The 21057-nt window shown below is 32.0% G+C and carries 23 protein-coding genes; 9 read left to right on the top strand and 14 right to left on the bottom strand.

All coding sequences use genetic code 11. The features are described from left to right. Window positions 1–55: 55 nt before the first annotated feature. Genes Q4Q35_RS19385 through trhO form a run of 3 tightly spaced genes read right to left on the bottom strand, consistent with a single transcriptional unit; the run spans window position 56 to window position 2560 of the window. Window positions 56–286, bottom strand: a complete 231-nt coding sequence (locus Q4Q35_RS19385) for a ferredoxin (protein WP_303279685.1) — start codon at window positions 284–286, stop codon at window positions 56–58. After that, window positions 286–1530: a peptidase U32 family protein gene (locus Q4Q35_RS19390; protein ID WP_303279686.1), complete on the bottom strand. Its 1245-nt coding sequence runs from the start codon at window positions 1528–1530 to the stop codon at window positions 286–288. The genes Q4Q35_RS19385 and Q4Q35_RS19390 overlap by 1 nt, the downstream gene beginning before the upstream one ends. 1 nt (window position 1531) lies before the next feature. Then, entirely contained in the window at window positions 1532–2560 is a 1029-nt protein-coding gene (trhO, locus tag Q4Q35_RS19395) for an oxygen-dependent tRNA uridine(34) hydroxylase TrhO (protein ID WP_303279687.1), read from the bottom strand. A gap of 553 nt (window positions 2561–3113) precedes the next feature. On the opposite strand from trhO, the gene recA reads away from it, so the two are divergent. From recA to Q4Q35_RS19415, 4 genes are all read left to right on the top strand, one after another. Beyond that, a complete protein-coding gene (gene recA / locus Q4Q35_RS19400; RefSeq protein ID WP_303279688.1) occupies window positions 3114–4112 on the top strand; it encodes a recombinase RecA in 999 nt (332 codons plus the stop codon). Between the two features lie 109 nt (window positions 4113–4221). Further along, the gene (locus Q4Q35_RS19405; RefSeq protein ID WP_303279689.1) at window positions 4222–4632 is read left to right on the top strand and encodes a hypothetical protein; all 411 of its coding nucleotides are present in this window, start codon (window positions 4222–4224) and stop codon (window positions 4630–4632) included. A 37-nt stretch (window positions 4633–4669) separates the two neighbouring features. Continuing rightward, a complete protein-coding gene (locus Q4Q35_RS19410) occupies window positions 4670–5212 on the top strand; it encodes an RNA polymerase sigma factor (protein WP_303279690.1) in 543 nt (180 codons plus the stop codon). Further along, a complete protein-coding gene (locus tag Q4Q35_RS19415) occupies window positions 5212–6858 on the top strand; it encodes a hypothetical protein (protein ID WP_303279691.1) in 1647 nt (548 codons plus the stop codon). Before Q4Q35_RS19410 ends, Q4Q35_RS19415 begins: the two co-directional genes overlap by 1 nt. A 145-nt stretch (window positions 6859–7003) precedes the next feature. Here the strand turns inward: Q4Q35_RS19415 and Q4Q35_RS19420 are convergent, their stop codons facing one another. Further along, window positions 7004–7747, bottom strand: coding sequence for a lysophospholipid acyltransferase family protein (locus tag Q4Q35_RS19420; RefSeq protein WP_303279707.1), 744 nt, complete (start codon window positions 7745–7747; stop codon window positions 7004–7006). A gap of 66 nt (window positions 7748–7813) precedes the next feature. Here Q4Q35_RS19420 and Q4Q35_RS19425 point away from each other — a divergent pair, with 66 nt between their 5' ends. Then, window positions 7814–8056 (top strand): GlsB/YeaQ/YmgE family stress response membrane protein, encoded by a 243-nt coding sequence (locus tag Q4Q35_RS19425; protein WP_303279692.1) that lies wholly within the window; start codon window positions 7814–7816, stop codon window positions 8054–8056. A 284-nt stretch (window positions 8057–8340) separates the two neighbouring features. Then, on the top strand, window positions 8341–9309 hold the full coding sequence (gene trpS / locus Q4Q35_RS19430) for a tryptophan--tRNA ligase (protein ID WP_303279693.1): 969 nt from the start codon (window positions 8341–8343) through the stop codon (window positions 9307–9309). 413 nt (window positions 9310–9722) lie between these two features. Here trpS and dprA read toward each other — a convergent pair whose 3' ends face one another. Next, window positions 9723–10826, bottom strand: coding sequence for a DNA-processing protein DprA (dprA, locus tag Q4Q35_RS19435; protein WP_303279694.1), 1104 nt, complete (start codon window positions 10824–10826; stop codon window positions 9723–9725). Between the two features lie 146 nt (window positions 10827–10972). Here dprA and Q4Q35_RS19440 point away from each other — a divergent pair, with 146 nt between their 5' ends. The 3 genes from Q4Q35_RS19440 (at window position 10973) to Q4Q35_RS19450 (ending at window position 12928) form a co-directional block, all read left to right on the top strand. Continuing rightward, window positions 10973–11908 (top strand): HU domain-containing protein, encoded by a 936-nt coding sequence (locus Q4Q35_RS19440; RefSeq protein ID WP_303279695.1) that lies wholly within the window; start codon window positions 10973–10975, stop codon window positions 11906–11908. Between the two features lie 68 nt (window positions 11909–11976). After that, entirely contained in the window at window positions 11977–12486 is a 510-nt protein-coding gene (locus tag Q4Q35_RS19445) for an acyl-CoA thioesterase (RefSeq protein ID WP_303279696.1), read from the top strand. A gap of 229 nt (window positions 12487–12715) precedes the next feature. After that, the gene (locus Q4Q35_RS19450) at window positions 12716–12928 is read left to right on the top strand and encodes a DUF6515 family protein (protein ID WP_303279697.1); all 213 of its coding nucleotides are present in this window, start codon (window positions 12716–12718) and stop codon (window positions 12926–12928) included. A gap of 370 nt (window positions 12929–13298) precedes the next feature. On the opposite strand, the gene Q4Q35_RS19455 is transcribed toward Q4Q35_RS19450, so the two are convergent. From Q4Q35_RS19455 to Q4Q35_RS19495, 9 genes are all read right to left on the bottom strand, one after another. Beyond that, entirely contained in the window at window positions 13299–14528 is a 1230-nt protein-coding gene (locus Q4Q35_RS19455) for a murein hydrolase activator EnvC family protein (RefSeq protein ID WP_303279698.1), read from the bottom strand. Further along, window positions 14528–15295 carry a lipoprotein insertase outer membrane protein LolB1 gene (gene lolB1 / locus Q4Q35_RS19460; RefSeq protein WP_303279699.1) on the bottom strand — a complete coding sequence of 256 codons (768 nt, stop codon included), beginning with the start codon at window positions 15293–15295 and terminating at the stop codon, window positions 14528–14530. The genes Q4Q35_RS19455 and lolB1 overlap by 1 nt, the downstream gene beginning before the upstream one ends. After that, window positions 15295–16656 (bottom strand): tetratricopeptide repeat protein, encoded by a 1362-nt coding sequence (locus Q4Q35_RS19465; protein ID WP_303279700.1) that lies wholly within the window; start codon window positions 16654–16656, stop codon window positions 15295–15297. Before Q4Q35_RS19465 ends, lolB1 begins: the two co-directional genes overlap by 1 nt. Window positions 16657–16740: 84 nt before the next feature. After that, entirely contained in the window at window positions 16741–16899 is a 159-nt protein-coding gene (locus tag Q4Q35_RS19470; RefSeq protein WP_303279701.1) for a GIY-YIG nuclease family protein, read from the bottom strand. 60 nt (window positions 16900–16959) lie between these two features. Beyond that, on the bottom strand, window positions 16960–17979 hold the full coding sequence (locus Q4Q35_RS19475) for a sugar phosphate nucleotidyltransferase (protein WP_303279702.1): 1020 nt from the start codon (window positions 17977–17979) through the stop codon (window positions 16960–16962). A gap of 72 nt (window positions 17980–18051) precedes the next feature. After that, on the bottom strand, window positions 18052–18363 hold the full coding sequence (locus tag Q4Q35_RS19480) for a GIY-YIG nuclease family protein (RefSeq protein WP_303279703.1): 312 nt from the start codon (window positions 18361–18363) through the stop codon (window positions 18052–18054). 36 nt (window positions 18364–18399) lie between these two features. Next, window positions 18400–18834, bottom strand: coding sequence for a dUTP diphosphatase (gene dut, locus Q4Q35_RS19485; RefSeq protein WP_303279704.1), 435 nt, complete (start codon window positions 18832–18834; stop codon window positions 18400–18402). Window positions 18835–18866: 32 nt separating this feature from the next. Further along, window positions 18867–20297, bottom strand: a complete 1431-nt coding sequence (locus Q4Q35_RS19490) for an oligosaccharide flippase family protein (RefSeq protein WP_303279705.1) — start codon at window positions 20295–20297, stop codon at window positions 18867–18869. A gap of 80 nt (window positions 20298–20377) precedes the next feature. Continuing rightward, window positions 20378–20866: a hypothetical protein gene (locus Q4Q35_RS19495; protein ID WP_303279706.1), complete on the bottom strand. Its 489-nt coding sequence runs from the start codon at window positions 20864–20866 to the stop codon at window positions 20378–20380. Window positions 20867–21057 lie beyond the last annotated feature (191 nt).

Consider the following 21057-nt stretch of genomic DNA (forward strand, 5'->3'; position numbering starts at 1 on the left):
ATTTGAAATGTAAAGATATGATTATTATGTTGACTTTAAAAAGTCAAGATTTCTTTTAAACAAATTTCACATTAATTATCTTTACAGGACAGGCTTTAGATGCTTTATCGCAGTCATCAAAAATAACATCATCGTTAGATTTTACAGTAAAAAATCCTTTTTTGTCTTTTGAATGTAACAGGACAGACTTTCCATCTTTCTTAGACATTTGAAATTGATTAGGTGCCAATTCTACACAATAATTACAGCCTATACACTTATTACGTTGTAATGTTATAACAACCATTAAGCTTCTACTTTATTTTCAACAATTTTATATAATTTATCCGAGGGTCTTATTCTAAAATCTAATGGTATAGTAATGGTATCTCCTTTAGTCCCCACTGTCAATTTTTCATCGTTTACCAACATGTTATTTATTTTCATTTCTTCTGCTCCTGTTGTAGGTCCTGTTATTAATATAGTATCTCCAATAGCAATATTATAGGCATCTATTTTAAATTCTCCTATTTTAGCTTTAGTATAAAAGTGCACGCCTTTGCCAATATATACTTTTTTTTGCGTTGCATGCGACCCTGAACCTTTACTCCATTCTCCTAATTTTTGCCCTAAATAATAACCATTCCAAAAGCCTCGGTTATAAACCTTTCCTAATTCTTGCATCCAGGAAACGACTTTTTCCTTATTATAGGTATTATTCTCAAGACTGTCTAAGGCATCTCTATAACATTTTATAACTCTGGCAACATACTCCGGAGCTCTACCTCTACCTTCTATTTTTAATACTTTAATGCCTGATTCTACTACTTGATCTAAAATATCTATAGTACATAAATCTTTGGGAGACATAATATATTCATTATCCAATTCCATTTCGAAACCTGTTTCCTGATCGATAACAGTATATTTTTTTCTACAATTTTGCTTGCAAGCGCCTCTATTTGCCGATGAATTTTGAGAATGCAAACTCATGTAACATTTCCCCGAAACAGCCATACAAAGGGCTCCATGACCAAATACTTCAATTTCAACCAGTTTACCCGAAGGGCCTTTTATTTGTTCTTTTTCTATGTCTTCAGTTATCTTTTTTACTTGGCGTAAGCTTAACTCTCTACTTAATACCATAGTATCTGCAAATAGTGCATAAAACTTGACTGTTTCAATGTTGGTAATATTAATCTGTGTAGATATATGCACTTCTAAACCGACCTCACGGGCAGAGGCTATCACTGCCTGATCCATAGCTATTACAGCGGTAATCCCTACTTCCTTTGCTTTATTTATTAGCGTTTTTACGATAGATAGATCATGATCGTAAATAATGGTATTTAATGTTAAATACGTCCTTACACGTTTTGCTTTACATCGCTTTGAAATTTCGGGTAAATCATCTAAAGTAAAATTTATAGATGCCCTTGCTCTCATATTTAACTGTTCGACACCAAAATATATAGAGTCTGCTCCATTATCTAAAGCAGCTTGAAGTGATTCAAAATTTCCTGCTGGAGCCATTAATTCTATATGCTGCATGTTATTTGAATTTTAAAGCTTCAGACCGTCCTTTTTTGAAAATATCGTTGCTATTCCCTTGTCCTTTGCGCAGTTCTTTTTGTGTTTCGTAGGGTAATCTGTTTATTTCCATACATTTGGTAGAACAGCAATTTTCCATAGCTTCTTTACAGGTATCACATTGTATAAATAATAAATGACAAGCTTCGTTAGCACAATTCGTATGCACATCAAACGGGTTGCCACATTGGTGGCAATTAGCTATAACATCATCGCTAATGCGTTCTGCTCTCCGATCATCAAAAACAAAGTTTTGACCTAAAAACTTATTTTCTAGATTTTCTTCTTTTACTTGTCTGGTATACTCAATAATACCTCCTTCTAATTGATATACATTTTTAAACCCTTTATGCTTAAAATAAGCACTGGCTTTTTCACAACGAATACCACCAGTACAATACATAACAAGATTTTTATCTTCTTTATGTGTTTTTAAATCATCTTCTATAATATCTAAAGACTCTCTAAAAGTATCTACATCGGGTGTTATGGCATTTTTAAAATGTCCTATCTCACTTTCGTAATGGTTACGCATGTCTACCAAAACCGTTTTATTGTCTTCAATAAGACTATTAAACTGTTCTGCTCCTACATGAATTCCTTTGTTAGTAACATCGAACGTATCATCATTTAAACCATCGGCAACAATTTTGTTACGTACTTTTATTTTTAACTTTAAAAACGATTTATTGTCTTGCTCTACCGCTATATTTAATCGGATATCTTTTAAAAACGAAATCGTATCTAAATGTGTTTTAAATTCATTAAAGCGATCGGCGGGTAATGATAACTGACCATTAATTCCTTCGTGAGCGACATAGATTCTCCCTAGAACATCTAAAGCGTCCCAAGTGATAAACAAATGATCTCTAAAAACTTGTGGATTGCCAATTTTGGCATATTGGTAAAAAGAAAGTGTTAATCGATTTTTTCCTGCTTTATCGATTAATTCTGCTCTTTCTTTTGCGCTTAATTTATTGTACAGTTGCATGCTATACTAATTTATAAGGTTAAAGAATTTTCATAATAACTTCCCCAAAGGGAAAGGAAGTGCAAAAGTACAATTTTAAACCAGAAATTATAAAAGTAAATTATCTAAGATGAAATTCGAAATATTTATTCTTCTAAAAAATAAATCCCAAAAGATGATTTCAATAATAAAAAAAGCACTTCCATAAACAAAAAGTGCTTTTTCCTGACCAAGTTCGTTATTAATATTTTTAATTTTCTCTAACTTATATTAAAGCGAATCAGTCACCATCGGCTTCGCAGTTACTATTTACAATAACAGTAACTGAAACACCTAATGCGGTTATTAAAACTGTTTATTCGAAAAATTTCATTTAATCTTTTTCATAGCAAAATTTTTCTCCTCTAATCAGTAGATGTAAAATATGTAAAAAGGTTGCGTTGCCCTACTTGTTTTTATTTTTTAGATTAATAAAAAGGCTTTTATATTTCTAAATTTATGTTGAAAACTATTATTGTATCATGATAAAAGATATAGTATTTTAGCAAGCATAACTTTAGAAAATATTTTATAAATGAGCAGTGAAAAAGACGCTAAATTAAAAGCACTTAAACTTACATTAGATAAATTAGATAAGGCTTACGGAAAAGGAACAGTTATGAAAATGAGTGATGCAGCTGTACAAGATGTAGAAGCTATTTCGTCAGGTTCTTTAGGTTTAGATATTGCCTTGGGCGTAGGTGGTTATCCACGTGGACGTGTTATAGAAATTTATGGTCCGGAATCTTCCGGTAAAACCACGCTTACTTTACATGCTATCGCAGAGGCTCAAAAAGCTGGCGGTATTGCTGCTTTTATAGATGCTGAACATGCTTTTGATAGATTTTATGCCGAAAAACTTGGAGTAGATATTGATAACTTAATTATATCGCAACCAGATAATGGCGAACAGGCACTTGAAATTGCCGATAATTTAATCCGCTCAGGAGCGATTGATATTGTAGTAATTGATTCTGTAGCAGCATTAACACCTAAAAGTGAAATTGAAGGTGAAATGGGAGACTCTAAAATGGGTTTACATGCTCGTTTAATGTCTCAAGCCTTAAGAAAGCTTACAGCTTCTATTAGCAAAACAAACTGTACCGTTATATTTATTAACCAGTTACGTGAAAAAATTGGGGTTATGTTTGGTAACCCAGAGACTACAACTGGTGGTAATGCTTTAAAATTCTACGCTTCTGTTAGATTAGATATAAGACGCTCTACTCAAATTAAAGAAACCGATGGGAGTGTTGCTGGTAACAAAACACGAGTAAAAGTGGTTAAAAATAAAGTAGCTCCTCCTTTCAAAACAGCAGAATTTGATATTATGTATGGTGAAGGGGTCTCTAAAGTTGGTGAAATATTAGACCTTGCTGTAGAACATGAAATTGTAAAGAAAAGTGGTTCTTGGTTTAGTTATGACGACACTAAATTAGGGCAAGGGAGAGATGCGGTAAAAGCTCTTATTAAAGACAACCCCGAACTCATGGACGAACTCGAAGGAAAAGTTAGGAAAATAGTGACAGAATAATTATAAAAATCCCGTTAATTCGGGATTTTTTAATTTTATACGCAACCTTTTCATTTCTAACGCATCTATATAGAGCTAACATGTATTTAACCCCTAAATATATTTACCTATGAAAAAGTTTTTTGTTTTTTGTTTTGCGGCGCTATTATTTGCTTCATGCAGTCTTGATGATGATGGTGCAAATTATAGTTTTGAAATTTTACCAGTTGATAGTGTTGATATTCCTGATGAATTCACTTTAGGAGAGACATATCCAATTACGGTCTCTTATCTTAGACCATCAACTTGTCATGCTTTTAAAGAGTTTTATTATTTAAAAGAAAACAATGAACGTACAGTTGCACCTATAAATTATGTTTTTGAAAGTAATGATTGTAACACTCTGGACGACGAATTGGTAGAAGAAACTTTTAACTTTATAGTTACAAGTAACGGCTCTTATATTTTTAAGTTTTGGCAAGGAGAAGACACAGATGGAGAAGATCAATATTTAACAATTGAAGTGCCAGTAATTGAGTAGAGTTTAAGTATTAATTTAATAAAATACATGTTTAATTTTGAGTTTAAACCAACTCATAGAAAATTGTAAAATTAATGATACTAAAGCACAGGGAGAATTATATAAACTCTTTTCGAGTAAATTATTCTCTTTATGCTTAAAGTATTCGCGAAACCATGCAGAAGCGGAAGATAATCTGCAAGACGCATTTTTAACAATTTTTAAAAAAATTGAACAATATAAGAACAAGGGTTCTTTTGAAGGTTGGTTAAAACGCATTACTGTAAACACAGTATTACAACGATACAGAAACGAAAAGGTTTTTGATATTATAAATGAAAATACAATTGAGGATGTTGAATTAGAAATTGATGAGGATAAAGTATCCATTGATTATCTTTTGCAAATTATTCAACAATTACCCGATAGATACAGGTTGGTTTTTAACCTGTATGTATTAGATGGTTATTCGCATAAAGACATAGCCGATATGCTAAACATTAATATAGGGACTTCAAAATCTAATTTGGCGCGTGCCAGACATAGCTTGAAGGAGACTATTGAGAATTATAAGGCGATACAAAGTTTACAATCATTATAATGAGTGATAAAAAACATATAGATAGGTTGTTTCAGGAAAGCTTCAAAGATTTTGAAGCAACTCCTAGCGATGCCGTCTGGGAAAATATAGAAGCTAAGCTTAAACAGAAAAAGAAAAAACATCGTGTCATTCCTATTTGGTGGCGCTATGCAGGTGCTGCTGCATTATTATTACTTTTACTAACTATTGGAACTATTTATTTTAATAATAATGACAAAACTCCAGCCATTCAGGTAACAGATACTGAAAACACAAAGCCTGAAAAAGACAATTCTACTCGTTTGAATAAGGTAGATGAAGATGCTACTATTGTTAATGCAGATTCTAATGAAAATAACCATTTAGATAATACATCATCGCAAACCAAAACAGAAGAACCTTCACCTAATAAAATAACCCCTTCAAAAGAATCGTCAATTGCAGAAACATCTTCTTCAAATAATAAAGGCAAAAAAGCATCCAACAGTTCTGCCGAGAAAGCACAAAATGTTATTAATAAATTATTAGATACAGAAAACAACCATGTCGTAGCAAGTAATTCTAGTGAAAAAAATGATCGTAATAAAACTCTTAATAAAGAGGAAAACAATATAGCTTTTACAGAACATTCTGAAGAAAATAAAGATATAGAAAAACTTCAAAATACTATAAACAATAGTTCTGCTGTGGCTTCCGATTCTGAAAAGGACAGACCAACGGTACAACAAAAAAATACAGCATTAATTAATCAAGAACGAACAAAAGAAATCATTAATGGTACTTCAAAAAACAGTGATATCATCACAAAAACCGAAAAAGAAAATATAGAAGTCGTGATTAACAATGATCCAGTAGAAGAAAATAATCTTACTATAGAAGAAGCCATAGACAAAACCAAAGATATTATTGAAGAAGAGGAGAAATCAAATAGGTGGAGTATCGCCCCAAATGCTGCACCTGTTTATTTTAATACTTTAGGAAAAGGCTCTTCAATAGGAGGTTCTCAATTCAATAATAATTCTAAAAGTGGTGAACTTAATATGAGCTATGGTATTTCTACTAGCTATGCTATTAACAAAAAGCTAAGTATCCGTTCTGGTATTAATAAAGTTAATTTGGGATATAATACTAACGGTGCCGTTATTTTTCAAACTATAGGTAAAACCTCAAGTAGTCTTGCATTACAAAATGTCGACGCTATTGAAACTAATATTGACAATAGTAGCGCTCCAGAAAAGGTCTCTCTTGTTAGTAGTGAAAGTTTCACATCTAATGACGCTCCCGAATCGTTTCCATCATCAAATAACATTTCTATTAATCAAGATATGGGCTACATCGAGATTCCTTTGGAATTTCAATACGCACTTTCAAACAAAAAATTAGGAGTTAATCTTATTGGTGGCTTTAGTTCATTCTTTTTAGATAATAATAAAATATACTCCGAGGTAGAAGGTGGCGAAAGAAAACTTTTAGGTAAAGCAAATAATATAAACAAAATAAGTTATAGTGCTAATTTTGGATTGGGTCTAAATTATCAAATGTCTAAAAAAATAGACTTGAATTTAGAGCCTATGTTTAAATATCAAATTAACACATTTAATAATACATCTGGCGACTTTAAACCTTACTTTATAGGGGTTTACACCGGGTTCGCCATTAAATTCTAGGTTTTTGGTTAGATCTGGATATTGATTTTCATTAAGCTCGGAAGTCAATATCGAAAAAAAACTGCTCATCCCCTGAGCAGTTTTTTGTTTAATTAAAATGCAAATAATATTTAAGTGTTGAAATACCCACTTCTAGTTAAATGCCTTATTTATTGTTATTAAAAACTTGTAGTTGTTTTAATATAATATTTCTAGCCTTTTCATTTAAAAGCTTGGTATCATCGATCGTTAAATTTTCTGTAGATAAAAATTTATGAACCTTAGCACGCATTCTTCCCGGACTGCCGCTAAAAAATTTATATGAAAATCGCTTTTTATTATCCGCAAAAGTTAATGGCACGATGGGTATTTGATGGTTTATTGCCAACCTAAAAGCACCATCTTTAAATGTATCTAAATCTATGTCCTCTTCTGGAACGCCCCCTTCTGGAAAAATACAAATGCTTAAACCGGATTGTAATCTACGCTGTGCTCTTAAAAAAACGGCCTGCCTGCTTTTAGGAGAATTTCTGTCGACCAAAATACAGGTACGTTTATAAAAAAAACCAAAAAGAGGAATTTTAACAAGCTCTTTTTTTCCAACAAATACAAATGGATTTTTAATCGAAACCAACATAAGCATAATATCTGCCATTGAGGTATGGTTGGCTATAAACATATAGCTCTTACCTTTTTTAGGTGTTTGGTCTCGCTTAATTTGAAGCCTAAACCCCATGCCAAATAAAATTACTTTAGCCCAAACTCTGGCAATCTTAAAAAAGAACGGATACCATGATTCTTTTAAAATAGAAAATAAAAGAATAGGAAATAAAATAAGTATTGGTAATGCTACAAGAATGTAAAACCAAATACGGTAAAATATCCAAAATATGTATTTTACAATTTTCACGTGTATCAAAAATACTATTATAAATTGATTATCTTTAAAAGATAATAACTTTAAAATTACTAAATTATGAGTTTACTTTATTCATTATTAATTGGAGCTATTGCAGGTTGGTTAGCTGGAAAACTAATGAAAGGTGGTGGTTTTGGGCTACTTTTAAACATTATTATTGGTATTGTTGGCGGCATTGTTGGTAATTGGCTGTTTGCTAAACTAAACATCTCTCTTATGGGTGGTATCGTTGGCGATATTTTAACTGGAGCCATAGGAGCCTCAGTAATATTATTTGTTGCAGGCTTATTTAAAAAATAGCTTTTAAGCTTACATATATTTATAAAAAGTGGCTCGCGCCACTTTTTTTATTGTTGGTCGATCATAATAGCATAAGTCTGTTTTCAGACCTGCCAGGTTTTAAAAACCTGGCAGGTCTATACTGTACCATAACTAGAGTTAAAGAAATATTCAGCCTTATCGTAATTTCAATATTCATAGTAAAGTTATATTGTAGAATTAGGGTTAAAAAATTTACCTTTGCTCGAAGAATAAAATCTAAGTTTAATTTTAATTAAGATTCCCACTTTTGTGGGAATGAAAATATGGCAAGAATACTTACTGGTATACAAAGTACAGGCACACCACATTTAGGAAATATTTTAGGAGCAATTATTCCAGCAATTAAAATGGCTGAAAATCCTAAAAATGAGTCTTATTTATTTATCGCAAATCTGCATTCGTTAACACAAATTAAAGATGCAGAAACACTAAAATTAAATACCTACTCTACAGCGGCTACATGGTTGGCTTTTGGCTTAAATATTGAAAAAAGTGTGTTTTACAGACAAAGTGATGTTCCTCAAGTAACAGAACTAACCTGGTACTTAAGCTGTTTCTTTCCATATCAGCGTTTAACGCTTGCACATAGTTTTAAAGACAAAGCCGATAGATTGGAAGATGTAAATTCCGGACTGTTTACCTACCCCATGCTTATGGCAGCAGATATTTTGTTGTATGATGCAGAGATTATTCCTGTTGGAAAAGATCAAGAGCAACATATTGAAATGACACGAGATGTGGCATCTCGCTTTCATGCTAAAGTTGGTGAAACGTTTGTATTACCTAAAGCCGATATACAAAAAGATACGATGCTTATTCCCGGAACCGATGGTGAAAAGATGAGTAAAAGCAAAGGCAATACTATCAATATCTTTTTAAATGATAAGAAACTACGAAAACAAATAATGACCATTCAAACCGATAGTACGCCATTAGAGGAGCCAAAAGATTGGAAAACCTGTAATTGTTTTGCTATTTATAGTTTATTAGCGAACGACGAGCAAATTGAGACTATGAAAACCAATTATGAAAATGGTGGTTATGGATACGGACATGCGAAACAAGCCTTATTTGAATTGATTGTTGAAACATTTGCTAAACAACGCGAACGTTATAATTACTACATGGATAATCTTAATGAAGTTGATAAGGCTTTAGCTTTGGGTGCTGAAAAAGCAAAAATAGTAGCGGACGAGGTTTTAAATAGAGTTCGAGAAAAGGTTGGGTATTAACTCATTCCTGCGTGTCACACTGAGTACTTCGGCTATGCTCAGCATAAACTAAAGTCGAAGTGAAAGCAGGAATCTCTATAAAAGGTTTGTCTGAAATGTTTTCTGTCATTCCTGCGAAAGCACACTAGCGTCCGGTTTATTTTTTTTCAATGCTTGAAACTTCTATATTTAATAGTACTTTTCAAATCTTTTAAGATTTCAAGATTTGAATTCACGTTAGTTATTTTCAAAATTAATTAGCATTTTATGTTTCACTTAATATACTATTAATCAGGTAATTGTTAAAATGTTATCAACTCTACTTAATCAAAATTGAGTACTTACAATAACAAACCGGACAATAGTGTGCGAAAGCAGGAATCTACTATTGAAAATTTAAGTTTAAATTAAAAAGATTCCTGCCTTCACAGGAATTAGACAACCTCAAACAATTTCCCTGGTAAAGGTCTTACAACACCTTTAAGTTCCATAGTAAGCAATACACTTGCTATTTTAAAAATAGGCATGTTACAATGAATCGCTATGACATCCAATTGTTGCTTTTCATTTTCTTTTAAATACGAATAGATGGTTTTTTCTGTAGTATCTAGTTCAACAAACAATTGTTTTTGTATAACTGGTTTCTTGTCTTCTTCTAATTGCCAGTTTAAGATATAAGGAACATCTAAAGGCGTAGTAAGCATGTGTGCCTTTTGATGTTTTATTAAATTGTTGCATCCAATACTCTGACTATCTGTAGTTCTTCCCGGAACGGCAAATACATCTCTATTATAAGAATTTGCAATATCTGCGGTAACTAAGCTTCCTCCTTTTTTGGCAGATTCTATAACAATGGTTGCTTCACTTAAACCAGCAATGATTCTATTTCGTTTTAAAAAATTATTTCTGTCAAATGCATCACTGCTCCAAAAATCGGTAAAAAAGCCTCCGTTTTTTTCCACATCATCCTTATACTTTTTATGTACTTGAGGATACATTTGATTTAATCCATGTGCTAAACAACCAACTGTTTGCAGATTGTTTTTTATAGCTGCCCTATGTGCAGTAATATCTGTTCCGTATGCAAAACCAGATATAATAATGGGATTGTAAGGTTTTAAATTTTCGACCAAAGCCTCGCAAAACGCCATGCCAGTAGTTGTAATTTTTCGAGTACCAACAATACTAATAATATGTTGTTGTTCTAAATTAATAGTACCCGATTGAAATAGTAAAATAGGTCCATCAATACAATGTTTTAGTTTTTCAGGATAACTTGTTTCTTCAAAATAGGACACTTTAATTCCATTCGACTTTATAAAGTCTATTTCTTTTTCCGCGGCCTCTAAATGGTGTGTTTCAAATAAGTCACCTAGAATAATACGCCCTATACCATCAATTTTAAGTAGATTTTGCTTCTTTTCCTTTAAAACTGCCTCGGCAGAACCACAATGTGAGATAAGGCGTTTTGCGGTTATATCACCAATATTTGGTACATGATTTAGAGCCAAAGTATAAAGCAAATCATTTTCTGTCATTCTATACTCTTAGTTTTAAAATTACATTATTCAAATTGTAAGACGTTACATACATAAATTGATCTGCAATAAAAGAATTTTATCTTGTTAATAATAACTTCAAGTTAAATTTTTATCTGAAAGCATAATTTTCTAACTTTGTTTTTATGCAATTAGAAACCTACATCAGCGACTTATTATATAGATATGAGTGTGTTACCATTCCAGAGTTTGGAGCTTTTTTAACACAACGCACATCTGCAACCATTCATGGCAGTACAAATGCTTTTTATCCGCCTAAAAAAACGGTGTCATTTAATGAGCAAATTCAAAAAAATGATGGTTTATTAGCACATTATATTGCCGATATAGAGAAAATTCCTTTCGAAGTTGCCAATAAAAAAATCGCAAAACGGGTTAAAGTATTAAAATCTTATTTAACACAAGGTGAAACGCTCACGTTTAAAAATATTGGAGATATCGTTTTTAATAATGAAGGTAAAATTTTGTTTGAACCTTCTAATCACCTCAACTATTTAACAGATTCTTTTGGTCTGTCTCAATTTGTATCACCAACAGTAAATCGTGAGGTTTACAAAGAAAAGGTTGAAAGCATTGAAAAAGTAATTCCTATTACAATTACTCCAGAAAAGCGTAAAACCAGACCATACCTAAAATATGCTGCTATTGCTTTTATTGCCTTAGCACTTGGCGGTCTTGTTGGGTCTAATTATTATATAAATCAGATTGAAACGCACAATCAATTAGCTCAAGAAGAAGCAACACAGCAATTAGAAACTAAAATACAGCAGGCAACATTTAATTTAAACCCACTTCCTGCCATTACTCTAAATGTCGATAAACAAACCGGAAATTATCATATTGTTGCTGGCGCCTTTAGAATAGAAGAAAACTGTGATAAAAAAATAGCACAACTAAAAGAAGCTGGTTTTAAAGCCAGAAAAATTGGTGCTAATAGATATGGTTTACATCAAGTTGTTTATGCAAGTTATGAAAACAGACTCGAGGCTTTAAAAGCGTTGAGAGTCATTAAGAGAACTCATAATAGAGATGCTTGGTTACATGTTAGAAAACTAGATTAGTTTTTACGAATTCACTAATATTTTACTGCTTTAATACTTAACTTTGTCGCATTATTAAATTCATTACGATGCTGGCAAAAACTCCTGAACAATCAAAAACCATCCTAACCGATATGGTTTTACCCGGTGAAACCAACCCCTTAAATAACTTATTTGGTGGTGAATTACTGGCACGAATGGATCGCGCTGCAAGTATTGCTGCAAGACGCCACTCCAGACGTATTGTAGTAACCGCTTCTGTTAACCATGTCGCTTTTAATCGGGCAGTCCCTTTAGGAAGTGTCGTTACTGTTGAAGCTAAAGTGTCTCGTGCATTTAAAACCTCTATGGAAGTGTTTATTGATGTGTGGACAGAAGATAGAGAGTCTGGTGATAAAACGAAAGCTAACGAGGCTATTTATACCTTTGTGGCTGTTGATGATACCGGACGCCCAATAGCGATTCCTGAAATAACTCCAGAAACCGATTTAGAGAAAGAACGCTTTGATGCTGCATTGCGCCGTAAACAATTAAGCCTTTTATTAGCCGGAAAAATAAAACCAAATGAGGCTACGGAATTAAAGGCGCTATTTGAGTAAATTTAAGTGATTTTCATAATGCCTGACTGAGCCTTTCGATCTCAATTTATACTATAGTATAGGCGAAGTACTCAAGACAGGATAGCCGTTACTACTTCTTATCTAAACGTAATGTAGAAATCTCATATTATATTACAACAATACATATCTTTCCAAGCCCCTTAATAACCTTCTTATTAAACCTTTAACTCTTAATCAAGTCTTAAAGTAAAAACAAATCTTAAAAGCTATGAGACTATTTATTATTTTATTTTTCGTTTTGTGTACAATGAGTTTTTCATCTTGTGCTACTCGTGTTGTTACTAAACCAGCTAATGTAACTGTTGTAAAAAAAGCTCCTAAGCATTACAAAATTGTAAAAGTTAGAGGTAAACGTTATTATTTTTGGAATGGAAACCACTATAAGAAAACAAGAAAAGGGTATGTGGTTGTTAGGATATAATTAAAGTGGTTTAGATATAACCCCATTTGTTAAATATTTCAGACCTGCCAGGTTTTAAAAACCTGGCAGGTCTTTTTAAACCCTCTTAATTTCGATAAATCGAAATTGTCCTCCCTTTATAAAAGGGAAGAACAAGTCCAACTCATATTTTTGAATCTAAATTTTAACATGTAACACTCTTTTTTATTTTTTTCTGTGCTCCTCCTTAATTTAAGAGGAGAATGAATTCCAGTTTTTTAATGAAAAACTGGAAGAAAGAGGTGTTTTTAAATTATTACTAAATATAATTTTGCAATTCAAACAAGAAAATTTGAGGCAATAGAAAAAAAATTAAAGCTTGGAAAAACCCTGATAATCTAAAAATATAATATCACATCTTATAAATCCATGAAGCCGGATTTTCTGTATTCATACCTTTGGATAGTGTAAAACTCAAAATGGTTTCACCATTTGAAGGGTTTGTAAAAACCTCTCCAATGACTTGTTTAGTTGATACTTTATCCCCTTTCTTAACGTTAACACTAGATAAGTTCTTGTATATAGTTAAATAACCCCCATGGCGAATCATTACTATGGGGTTTACATTTTTCATTTTAAGTATTTCGCTTACTTCACCATCAAAAACAGCTCTAACTTTAGCACCTTTTTGCGTAGCAATACGTACCCCATTACTCTTAATTGTTAACGATTTATCTATAGGGTGCCGTTGGGTACCATAACCTAATCTTATAACTCCTCTCTCAACTGGCCAAGGTAGCTTCCCTTTGTTTGCTATAAAATTAGATGCCAAAACTTTTTCTTCGGCTGTAAGCGCAAAAGTTTTTGAACTCGCTGTTTTTCCTGCTTTTTTATTAGATTTTGCAATGGCTGCTTTTATAATGCGATCTATTTCTCTATCAATTCTATTGGCTTCTCGTTGTTTTTGTCTTATTTGAGAGGCATATAATGACAAGTTCCTTTTAATAGATTTCATTAAAACCTCGTGTTGTTTACGTTCTGATTCTAATGATTTTTGAATCTTTTTGTTATCGGCAATTAACCGCTTTTTATCTTCTTTTTGGTTTTGTAAGTCTTTATTAATATCCTGTAATTCGAATGTTTTAGACTTTATAGTTTCTCCTTGTTGTTTTTGGTGATCGGAATACTGCTTTATGTACTGTAATCGTTTATAGGCTTGTTTAAAATCATTGGATGATAACAAAAACATGATCCTGCTTTGTTTATTTTTACTTTTATACGATTTAACTATCATGGCTGCATAAGCCTCCTTTAACTCTTCTAGTTCGCTTCTAAGCTCCGTTATTTTTTTTTGGTTCGAATTAATTTTTCGTGTTAACAAATTAGCTTGCTGGTTGGTAACCTTTATCAGGTTAGACAGGACACTTATCTTATAATTAAAATCTTGTATTAATGATATTTGCGATTTTTCTTTTGATTTATTTTCGGCACGTAATTCATTAATTTTCTGGATTTCTCTACGTAATTCCTGCCGCCGTGTTTCCAGCTCCTTTTGCTTATTATTTTGGGAAAAAGCAAAAGAACTACATAGCAAAAGAGTTAGGAAAAAAAGTATTTTATATGAGGGTATCTTATTTAACATTAAAGTTCTATTTCTTTAAAACCTGAGGGTATCTTAAATGGAAACCGTAACGCTTCGTTTAAAGTAACATTTTTAAACTCTAAATTTATAACTGTTTCTTCATTAGTTTCCAGAGCAATAACCTTTATTTTTTCCGGAAGAATCTGTTTTTCAACTTCTTGGTGTGATACGTAATCAATCTCTAAATGCCTGAACTCTTTTGGTTGTGATATTTGCTGTGATTTCACTTTAAAATGTGATGGGTCTAACAAAAAGAATATTTCAAAAAGTTCTCGTTGTTTTTTGGGTTGAAGCACATAAGTTCCGTTATCTACAGAACTACTATAAGTACTATGATCTAAATTGAATATAGCTTCTCCCAACAATAAATTTTGAACCTTTTGGAAGTCTAATTCGGTACCCAGCAAATCACTTAAATACTTATAATCACCATCAAAATAAGTATTATCCAGTTTATTATAAAAACTAACTTTTTCTGGTGTTACTAATGCTTTTACTATTGAAAACGTAGCGCTTATCCATAAGACTTCATCTTTTTTTGCTCTAAAACTAACCGAGTGTGTTTGCGAATTTCCTTTTTGTATATACGTTATTTTAAGCGTAGACTTAAGCGTTTCAAAGTTAGGTGCTTGTTTTGCGTTTTCTTTTATTAACTGCTTCGTAGAAAGTTTATAATTAACCTCACCTTCGCTAATTGTTTTTGATGTTTTACAATTAAATACCAATAATACTAAAAGGGATAAAGTAAGTTGAGAACGTATTTTCATTAATTCGAATTTTCTAATGTTTTTGCTTTATCACTAAACGTTTTTGCTTTTGCTGTATTGTTTAATAGGGTATAGGCTTTACTCAACTGATTATAAAAATCTGTTTCCATTTTAGTATCATCAATAATATAATCTAATCCTGTTTCTAAAGATTCAATAGCCTTTTTGGGTTGATTTAATTGATTTAAAGCAACACCATGTACTAAATAAAAGAGGGGTTGAGACGGAAACTTTTGAAGTGCTTCGTTACTTTTTTCTTCAGCTAAATGGTACTTCTCAAGATCAATATACAATAACATGACATTTCGTAAAACACCAAAATTATTTGTTTCCAACTTTAATGCGGTTTCAAAATACTCTAAAGCTTTTTCTTTGTTTTTTTTAGTTAAATAATACTGTCCTAACTCTATAAGTGTTTTGCTATTATTATTGTCACTAACCATGGCTGTAGCCTCCACTAAATCGGTCTCATATTGTGGGTTATCTCCAACAAACTTCACAAAATCTGTCAATACTTTAAGTTTCGCTTCTGGTTTTATTTCATTGCTTTTAACTACTGTTTTCATAGATTCAATAGCTTTTTCTGCATCGTTATCATCTAAATAAAACTTATATAGTGCTAAATGCACTAATTGCGAATTCGGATTAATTTTCAACAGCTCTTTAGCTGTCTCAAAGGCTTTCTCTTTTTCATTGTTTTCGCTATATCGGAAAATTAAGGCCAGGTAATTAGATTCTTTATCTGGATGATTTTCTATACGTATTTCAAGGTTTTTTATTTGATCTTTTTTTCGTCCCGTTACTTCATAAATTCGGTTACGCATCATATCTCGAGACACTGAAATTCCAAATTTTGAATCTAGCTCGTCTAAAAGCTCTAAAGCATTGTCATACTTTTTAGACCTAAGATAAAGTGATGCTAAATCTTCTTTATAATCCGGGTGGTATTTAACAAGTTGTTTAACCGTTTCTATGGCTTTATCATAATCATTCTGTGAGGAATAAAACCCATACAATTCATCTAAAAACCACTCATTATCAGGTTCTTTATTAACGGCTTTTTTTAACGCTTCTTCTGCTGCTCCGAAATTTTTAAGCTTCGCATAATTTTTACCTAGCTCGTAATATAAAACAGGTACAGAGTTATCTAATTCTATACATTTTAAAAGAGCTTCAACCGACCTGTCGTAATTCTCAATGCCTTTTTGCTTCAAGGCTTCATAGAAATGTTCTTGAAACTCGTCTTCTACATTTCCTAAATCATCATTAGGTTTTTTGTTAAAATCTACTTGGGCATAGTTAGCCTGCGGAAAGCATAATATTCCGATAACAACAAATAATATGTATATTTTATACTTCATTTAATGCCTGCGTAGGCAGGTATCTCATTACTTTTATCTTAATCTGTTGAAATTTAAATCCCAATTATACTAAGGTCTGACCAACTAAGATTCATTTCCATTTTCAAACACTTCAAAATAAATCAATTTATCACAATTATACTTTGCAGTAAACGACTTAGGGTATTCTTTTAGTTTATGTTCTTTTATTCTTTCTTCTATATTATCTGTTATACCTATGACTCCTTCTGGTTTGTTTGTCATAATTATAGACATACCAATATTTCATGCATTTTTGCTATGAGATTCCTGCTTCCGCAGGAATTACTCTAATACTGAATAATCACCTATACTCACAGATTTGTATTCCCCGTTATATTTAACATGATTACCAATCATAGCATCTTCTAAATTAGCATTTTTAATCGTGGTATGGGTTTGAATTAAGCTATTCTTAACATTAGAGTTCTCAATTACAGTATTATTTCCTACTGATACGTAAGGCCCAACAATACTATCTTTAAGAATAACATTTTCACCAATAAAGCAGGGCTCGACAATAGTTGAATTTTCCAGTTTTGCTGAGGCTGATACTAATTGTTCATCGTTATCTGCTTTTAAAAAGCCTAGCATTCTTTTATTGGTTTCAATAGTTATGGTTTTATTACCGCAATCCATCCATTCGTCAACTGTTCCTGTTTTAAAAACTTTTCCTTCTGCCATCATACGTTTTATACCATCGTTAATTTGATATTCGCCACCATTCATCACATTTTCATCAAGAATTTCTTGTAATTTTCCTTTTAAAACGGCTACGTCTTTAAAATAATAAATGCCTATAACTGCCTGATCACTTACAAAGTTCTCAGGTTTTTCGACTAACTCTACAATTTCGCTATTTTCATTTAATTTAACAACACCATATGCTTCTGGATTGTCTACTTGTTTTGTCCAAATAACACTATCTGCGGCTGGGTCTAAATCGAATTCAGCTCTAATTAATGTATCTGCATATGCAATAACTGCTGGTCCAGACAATGATGGTTTTGCACACATAATGGCATGACCGGTTCCTAATGGTTTATCTTGACGGTAAATAGAAGCTTTAGCTCCCAAGCTTTTTGCTAAATCTTGTAGACTTGAAACCACATCGTCTCCAAACCAAGCCGGATCACCTAAAACAAAAGCTATTTCTTCGATAGGTTGCTTTAAAACTTTTGCAATATCTTTTACTAATCTATGAACTATAGGTTGCCCTGCTACTGGAATTAATGGTTTTGGTACAGTTAAACTGTGTGGGCGCAAACGAGAACCTCGTCCTGCCATTGGTACTATTATTTTCATATGCATGCCTGCGTAGGCAGGTATCTTTTTTGGTTATACTTTATTCCTGTGAAAACAGGAATCTCATAGTTCTTATCTTAATTTATTAAAATTTAAATTCCAATTGATACTAAGATCAGACCAACTTGGATTCATTTCTTCTATCAGATTTATTTTCCACTGCCTTTTCCATTTTTTGAATTGCCTTTCCCTTTTTTCTGCTTCACTTCCTTTTTCAAATTCTTCAAAATAAATCAATTTATCGCAATTGTATCTTGCTGTAAATGATTTAGGATATACTTTTAACTTATGCTCTTTTATTCTTTCTTCTATATTATCTGTTACTCCAATATATAATACTCCATTAGGTTTATTTGTCATGATATAGACATACCATTGTTTCATACTTCTTTATCATGAGATTCCTGCCTACGCAGGAATTTATTTCACCCCCGTACTACCAAATCCTCCTTCACCTCTCGACGTTTCAGATAGTTCTTCTACAGTAATCCATTCTGCGCGTTCGTGTTTTGCAATCACTAATTGCGCTACGCGTTCGCCATTTTCGATAGTAAATTCTTCATTTGAAAGATTTACTAAAATCACACCTATTTCACCTCTATAATCGGCATCTATGGTTCCCGGTGCATTTAAAACGGTAATTCCTTTTTTTGCTGCGAGTCCGCTACGTGGGCGTACTTGTGCTTCAAATCCTATAGGTAGTTCAATAAACAAACCTGTTTTTACGATGATACGCTCTAAAGGTTTTAATGTTATTGGCTCTGAAATATCTGCTCTTAAATCCATACCAGCAGACGCTATGGTTTCGTAATGTGGTAAAGTATGGTTGGATTTATTTATTATTTTAATTTGCATTCCATCTTCTGTCCTCCCAAAGGGAAGAAACTTTATTTATTATTAAACAATCTTTTTAATTGATCTCTTTCTAATAACACTATAGTCACTAAAAACAGACACAAAAATACGGTTCCTATAAGAATATTTCTTTCAAAAGAATAAAAACTTAAAAAAGATAATAGTGTACTAAACCCAAGATAAAACCCTATCCTTCCAATAGCATAAGGAACTTTATAATGTTTTTTTCCTATTAAATAGGAAAGAAGCATCATAATACCGTAAGCTAAAAGCGTCGCATAGGCACAAGCCATAAAACCTAATATTGGAATATATACAACATTAAAAACTATGGTTATAATGGCTCCTACTATAGAAATATACATACCGTAACGGGTTTTATCTGTAAGCTTGTACCATACTGATAGATTATGATAAATTCCCAAACACAGATTAGCCAACAACACAATAGGAACAATATCTAATGCTATTAAATAACTTTCTTTTTTTATAAATATGGGTCGTAACCAATCTATATATGCTGTGACAATCAATAGCCCTAATGTACCAGCGATAGTAAAATATTTAAGAATCGTCGCATATGTTTCTTTGGCATTATCTTCTTTTGAATGATTAAAGAAAAATGGTTCTGCTCCCATTCTAAAAGCTTGTATAAATAGTGTCATAAATACTGCTAACTTATAACATGCACTATAAGCTCCATTTACATATTCTCCCTTATAAACAGGTAATAACCATTTGTCTAAATTCTCATTAATTACAAAAGCTAGCCCTGCAATCATGATTGGCCAACCATAATGGAGTAGTTGTTTTAATATTTGTAAATCGAACTGTAACTTACTTTTAAAGAAATATGGAGAAACCAGTAATAGGACTACAGTACTTGCTATAAGATTTGCTATAAAGATATACTCTACTTTTTCATCTACTTTAAATAGGTTTTGCAGACTTTCTAATCCATATGTAGTAGACAGGAAAAGGATGTTTAGTATAACAATAATAAATACATTTATAAGTTTTACAGACGCAAATCGAATGGGTTGCCCTGTTACTCTTAAATAGGCAAATGGTATAACTATTAAGGTATCTATTAATGTAATACCTATTAGTAAACTATAGAAGCTCGTATTAATGTGTAGTACTTGAGAAATGGAGTCTCTAAATACAAACAAAAGGATTCCCAAGGTTATAGTACTAAAAACAATTGAAATTATTGCTGTTGATAAGACTTTTCCTTTTTCTTTATTATTACTAAAAAACCTAAAAAAAGAGGTTTCCATACCATAGGTTAAAATCACATTGAAAAAGGCCGCTACGACGTAAAACTCTGTGTTCTCTGAGTAAGCTTCATTAGGCAACACATCTGTATGTAAACGAACCAGAAGAACATTTATAAGGCGAGGCAATACAATTGCTAAGCCATAAATAATAGTGTCTTTAAGAAAGGTTTTGAGTAGCCCCAACGATTCGTTTTTTATTCTGCTAAAAATACGTTTTTAGCTAACGTAAACCAAAAGATATGTTTCACCTCTTTAATGGTGCATTAGGGGTATTTTGCAGATACTTTTTTAGTGATATTTGAAATCTTATAATACAGTGTCTTCTTTCCTTTCTTATAACTAACTATGCATTCTGCATCACTCAATTTAAAAGGTATGCTTTTAGACGCTTCTGGGGCTTTATTTCCATATTCTGCTAATGGATCGCTACTCATAATAATATCGTGTTTTTTGTTGGCTTTAGATTTAAAGCGCCCAACGAAAACCGACTCATTCTTTAATTCTAACTTTACTTGCTGTCCTTTAAAATACAGACTGTCCAAAACGATATGGTTAGGATTTGATTTTATTGGAATATATAGATTATAACCAGCTCCACCTCCTTTAACTCCCGAAACCCAATGTTGGTAATAAACATCATCTATTTCTAGGGGCAACTTATCTTCTAATTTTTGGGTACTTGCGCATTGTGAAAAACCAACGATGATTAATAAAAACAATAATAAGTTTAGTATATTTTTTAATGATTTCATTTTTATTAATTTAATATTATAAATATACTATTTGCAAAATGAATGCCATAAAAAAAAGCCTCCAAAATACATGTCTGGAGACTTTTTAAAGAGCACATAAGTTTTTCAAACCTGCTTCACAACAAATAGAATTCTATAAATTAAGATAGGTTTATATTACTTTTTTACAAATTTTCTAACTGCAATTTTTC

Origin of the sequence: Flavivirga aquimarina, assembly GCF_030540835.1 — a bacterium.
Classification (GTDB): Bacteria; Bacteroidota; Bacteroidia; order Flavobacteriales; family Flavobacteriaceae; genus Flavivirga; species Flavivirga aquimarina.

Coding starts and splice junctions, on each gene's coding strand:
- trpS (WP_303279693.1), top strand. CDS start 8,341: ATGGCAAGAATACTTACTGGTATACAAAGTACAGGCACACCACATTTA.
- Q4Q35_RS19385 (WP_303279685.1), bottom strand. CDS start 286: ATGGTTGTTATAACATTACAACGTAATAAGTGTATAGGCTGTAATTAT.
- dprA (WP_303279694.1), bottom strand. CDS start 10,826: ATGACAGAAAATGATTTGCTTTATACTTTGGCTCTAAATCATGTACCA.
- lolB1 (WP_303279699.1), bottom strand. CDS start 15,295: ATGAAAATACGTTCTCAACTTACTTTATCCCTTTTAGTATTATTGGTA.
- Q4Q35_RS19415 (WP_303279691.1), top strand. CDS start 5,212: ATGAGTGATAAAAAACATATAGATAGGTTGTTTCAGGAAAGCTTCAAA.
- Q4Q35_RS19425 (WP_303279692.1), top strand. CDS start 7,814: ATGAGTTTACTTTATTCATTATTAATTGGAGCTATTGCAGGTTGGTTA.
- Q4Q35_RS19455 (WP_303279698.1), bottom strand. CDS start 14,528: ATGTTAAATAAGATACCCTCATATAAAATACTTTTTTTCCTAACTCTT.
- Q4Q35_RS19475 (WP_303279702.1), bottom strand. CDS start 17,979: ATGAAAATAATAGTACCAATGGCAGGACGAGGTTCTCGTTTGCGCCCA.
- Q4Q35_RS19390 (WP_303279686.1), bottom strand. CDS start 1,530: ATGCAGCATATAGAATTAATGGCTCCAGCAGGAAATTTTGAATCACTT.
- recA (WP_303279688.1), top strand. CDS start 3,114: ATGAGCAGTGAAAAAGACGCTAAATTAAAAGCACTTAAACTTACATTA.
- Q4Q35_RS19470 (WP_303279701.1), bottom strand. CDS start 16,899: ATGACAAACAAACCAGAAGGAGTCATAGGTATAACAGATAATATAGAA.
- dut (WP_303279704.1), bottom strand. CDS start 18,834: ATGCAAATTAAAATAATAAATAAATCCAACCATACTTTACCACATTAC.
- Q4Q35_RS19480 (WP_303279703.1), bottom strand. CDS start 18,363: ATGAAACAATGGTATGTCTATATCATGACAAATAAACCTAATGGAGTA.
- Q4Q35_RS19465 (WP_303279700.1), bottom strand. CDS start 16,656: ATGAAGTATAAAATATACATATTATTTGTTGTTATCGGAATATTATGC.
- Q4Q35_RS19405 (WP_303279689.1), top strand. CDS start 4,222: ATGAAAAAGTTTTTTGTTTTTTGTTTTGCGGCGCTATTATTTGCTTCA.
- trhO (WP_303279687.1), bottom strand. CDS start 2,560: ATGCAACTGTACAATAAATTAAGCGCAAAAGAAAGAGCAGAATTAATC.
- Q4Q35_RS19495 (WP_303279706.1), bottom strand. CDS start 20,866: ATGAAATCATTAAAAAATATACTAAACTTATTATTGTTTTTATTAATC.
- Q4Q35_RS19445 (WP_303279696.1), top strand. CDS start 11,977: ATGCTGGCAAAAACTCCTGAACAATCAAAAACCATCCTAACCGATATG.
- Q4Q35_RS19450 (WP_303279697.1), top strand. CDS start 12,716: ATGAGACTATTTATTATTTTATTTTTCGTTTTGTGTACAATGAGTTTT.
- Q4Q35_RS19440 (WP_303279695.1), top strand. CDS start 10,973: ATGCAATTAGAAACCTACATCAGCGACTTATTATATAGATATGAGTGT.